This window comes from Mesorhizobium tianshanense (assembly GCF_007830515.1).
GTDB lineage: Bacteria > Pseudomonadota > Alphaproteobacteria > Rhizobiales > Rhizobiaceae > Mesorhizobium > Mesorhizobium tianshanense.
Map to the genome: position 1 here is coordinate 1 of NZ_VLKT01000133.1, position 3,136 is coordinate 3,136.

Annotated in this window: 2 protein-coding genes and 2 pseudogenes; 2 read left to right on the plus strand and 2 right to left on the minus strand. The window is 54.1% G+C overall.

Going from position 1 to position 3,136, the window contains the following annotated elements:
• Window positions 1–380: 380 nt before the first annotated feature.
• A pseudogene (locus IQ26_RS38740) lies at window positions 381–586 on the plus strand (DDE-type integrase/transposase/recombinase); the annotation flags it as partial.
• Between the two features lie 331 nt (window positions 587–917).
• Window positions 918–1,220: a hypothetical protein gene (locus tag IQ26_RS38745; RefSeq protein WP_145723560.1), complete on the plus strand. Its 303-nt coding sequence runs from the start codon at window positions 918–920 to the stop codon at window positions 1,218–1,220.
• A gap of 50 nt (window positions 1,221–1,270) precedes the next feature.
• On the opposite strand, the gene IQ26_RS40185 is transcribed toward IQ26_RS38745, so the two are convergent.
• Complete coding sequence (locus IQ26_RS40185; protein ID WP_208760315.1) at window positions 1,271–1,564, minus strand: hypothetical protein; 294 nt, start codon at window positions 1,562–1,564, stop codon at window positions 1,271–1,273.
• Between the two features lie 63 nt (window positions 1,565–1,627).
• A pseudogene (locus IQ26_RS38755) lies at window positions 1,628–1,935 on the minus strand (DUF4172 domain-containing protein); the annotation flags it as partial.
• Window positions 1,936–3,136 lie beyond the last annotated feature (1,201 nt).

The window sequence follows — 3,136 nt, forward strand, 5'->3', positions numbered from 1 at the left end:
TGACAGAATCACGCCGCCCGCCAAACCGCCACCCTCTCTAACCCGATACACCCGAGTCATAACGCCGCGTCCGCCACCGGTTTTGCCCCGGTTACATCGCCACCGTACTTTTTTGCGAATTAAGTACGGCGAATTTCGTGGGCCTTCAGTCGTCGGGCACGCCGACCCTAAGGACGAAATGGCTTAAATCCGCTGCGAAGCGGGGCGCTACGATGCCCAAATTGAGGCAGGTTATCGGTGTTCCCAATCACCCTTGCCCGTTTTTCGACGCACCGAGACTACGGACGGCAGCCGCTAACGCCCCCTCAGCCCTGGCCGCCGCAGGTTCAAATCACGGACATGCAACCACCGATACCGACATTCGTTGATCGTGGCGACTTGACGGCCGGCGCTTCCGAATGCTCGCCGTCGTTGACGACTATACGCGGGAGTGCCTCGCGCTCGTCGCCGACACCTCGCTCTCAGGCTAGCTCGTGAGCTGGATGACATCATCCGCTGGCGCGGTCGACTGAGCACAATCTTCTCCGACAACGGCACCGAGCTGACCTCGATGGCAATTCTGCGATGGTGTCAGGCAACCGGCGTCGCAAACCAGGCCGCCCAAGGCCACAAACGCGTGGTGCCATATCCAATTCCGGTATGTCCATGCCCTCTCAATCACGTGGTGCACCTCAGGCATCTGGCGAGACTTTGAGACTGATATGGACTGTCCAGTCGAATCAAGCCGTTCGGTGAACAGGCAGCCGCAATCTCTGCCAACGATGGCGGAACTCGAGTCGCCTAAAGCGGTGATCACGCTGAACTACAGTAAGAAATGCATCCCGAGAAAAGTTTCTGGATGCGAAGCTAACGACAATCTTCAACTTGGTGCGTATAGAATCGCGCATTGTGAAAGCGTAGTTGAGGAGACCCCCGAAATGAACGCAAAGCTCAAAAGCGAAGCCCGTCGCAAGATAATTCTTGATGGATACGTTAATAACGAACCGTTGAAAGATATCGCGACCAAGATCGGATGCTCCCTCGCGAGTTTAAGAGTCAGCGCCAGTAAACTCGGCTGCACTCGAACTCCGAAGGAGGCGGCAGAATTTCGGCGTGGCTTTCATATCCCGGAACACAAACGGGAAGATTACCACCGGTTGAGGATCTCTGGACAGTATAAATCTCGCGAGTGCGCGCAAATTTTGGGACTCTTGACAGTGCCATCATCAGGTAAAGAGTAACCTTATTACAATACACTCTAGACGATATTATCAATTAAGCATTCCAGCGCTCAGTGGTTCATCAGCAAAAAGCCCGCCGCAAAGGACGTGCAGCGGGCCCTGAAAGGTTCGCACAGATGCTGCGTCGGCGTTTCAATCGCACGTGCCTCAGCCCTCACGATCTGGATATTTGCGAACGCGTGTTCAATCAGGTCTGCGCGGATGAGCAGCTCGACCCTTTGGTCCCGGACACCGAAATTTTGGCGGTGATGGTTGTGGCCATTTTTCGAAATGCTCACACCAGCGAGCGCGAACTGCTGGAGGCGGTCAGGTCTCGTCGGCAAAAGGTCGCGGGAACCGCGCATTAGTGCATGTCGCCCGAAAGTGCGCAGCGGTTTTGGGACAACGAAATGCATAAAAGCAATAACCTAAAGCGCGTCGCATGATCCGTTCGGTCGCGACGCGCTTCTGGTATGCCGCCGCTCGCCGGTCTTCGTTAGGACGCCCTTGGCAACGAGGCCGTTCAAATCCCTGGTTGCCGTCGCGCGCGAGGCCTTGGTGATGCGGATGTAGTTCTCGGCGCTCAGGCCACCCTGGAAGCCATCAATACCCTCGCGGAACATGCGAGCGACGGCCTTCTCCTGCCGCTGGTTGAACTGGCCCCGGAACCGCTCGTAGACCTGCGCTTTAGCCACGGCAATTCCACGCGCGCCAGCCTCGTGTGCTGGGCTTCTAGTTGGATGGAATCTAAACCGACCGGAGTCCAAGGATCTGAGCTTTGGCCCGGTGTTCGGCTCCCACAATCACCTGGCCGGCCGCACACCAATGGTCGCGACGTTGATTGCGCCCGGGTACGACTGTTTACCGGACATCTTTAGAGGCCTGCGTTCGTGATATCTGAAAGTGTTACATCGAGAAACTACGCAGGATTCCTGTGTCTGCCGATCGCCCAATGCCATTTGCAGGTCTAGCTTTGGTCGTGCCTGACGCCACACACTTCATATCTCGTTATGGCGACGGCACCATGAGAATGCCTCCTCAATATTTCAGTGGGATAGTTGCGCACTTAATTTGAGATTAGCATCTCAATTTGATAATCTGGCTTGGAGTTTGGCACTTAATGTGAGAGTCAGATGACACGACATAGTTGCCCTCGCGAGCGCGAATGAGCGATCCATTTCCCGACGAAGTCGATGAACAGATGAAACGTGTCGACGCGCGGATATGACCCGCGACTTCCTGAAACATCGAAAGAGCCGCTCAACTATCGACAATGTCGCAGGTTCATCATGTCATCGGTGGTCTGTGGTCGTTCCGGTCCATCCTATGAGCGGACTGCCGACGATGTATCGTTCGGCAACTGGCGTGAATGACGGATGCATTTTCCACAAGGGCCATTCCACTCTCCAGAGTGAACGTACCTTCTCCTTACGAATATCCTTCGTATTTTCCAAGCCTCATTAAACGCGCCGAAATATCTATGGCGTACTGAGAATAGAGAAACTTGTGGAGAATTGCCTCACCATGACAATATCATTCTCGGTACGGTCAAGAATCGATGATTTTGATTTCAATAAAAATAAATATAAAAATAGAGTGTTAAGTTTATATTTTCTAAGAACGGCGCTTGCTGCTGTAACGATCGCAGCGTTGCCTTCTGGTTGCGCAGTTCTGCCTGACACCACGGCCGCGACATCGCCGGTATCGACGGAGTCTGGCTATCCCAATATATCGATCGATAAAAGGAAGACTCCGCCCGACAAGGTAAGTAAACGAATTCTGCTCACGAAACTGGCGAGCAACAGCTATCTTGGGCGTGCACCCTACATCTGTACCCCAAGCGGCTTTGGAAGGACGTCGGGCTGCTTCCTTCGTAGGTAGTTTCTGTTCCACAGCATAGGCAGGTCGTCCAATGCAGTGCGCGAATGTCTTAGAGC

Excerpts from the sequence above, each read along its gene's own strand:
- IQ26_RS38745 (WP_145723560.1), top strand. The coding sequence starts at position 918 with ATGAACGCAAAGCTCAAAAGCGAAGCCCGTCGCAAGATAATTCTTGAT.
- IQ26_RS40185 (WP_208760315.1), bottom strand. The coding sequence starts at position 1,564 with ATGCGCGGTTCCCGCGACCTTTTGCCGACGAGACCTGACCGCCTCCAG.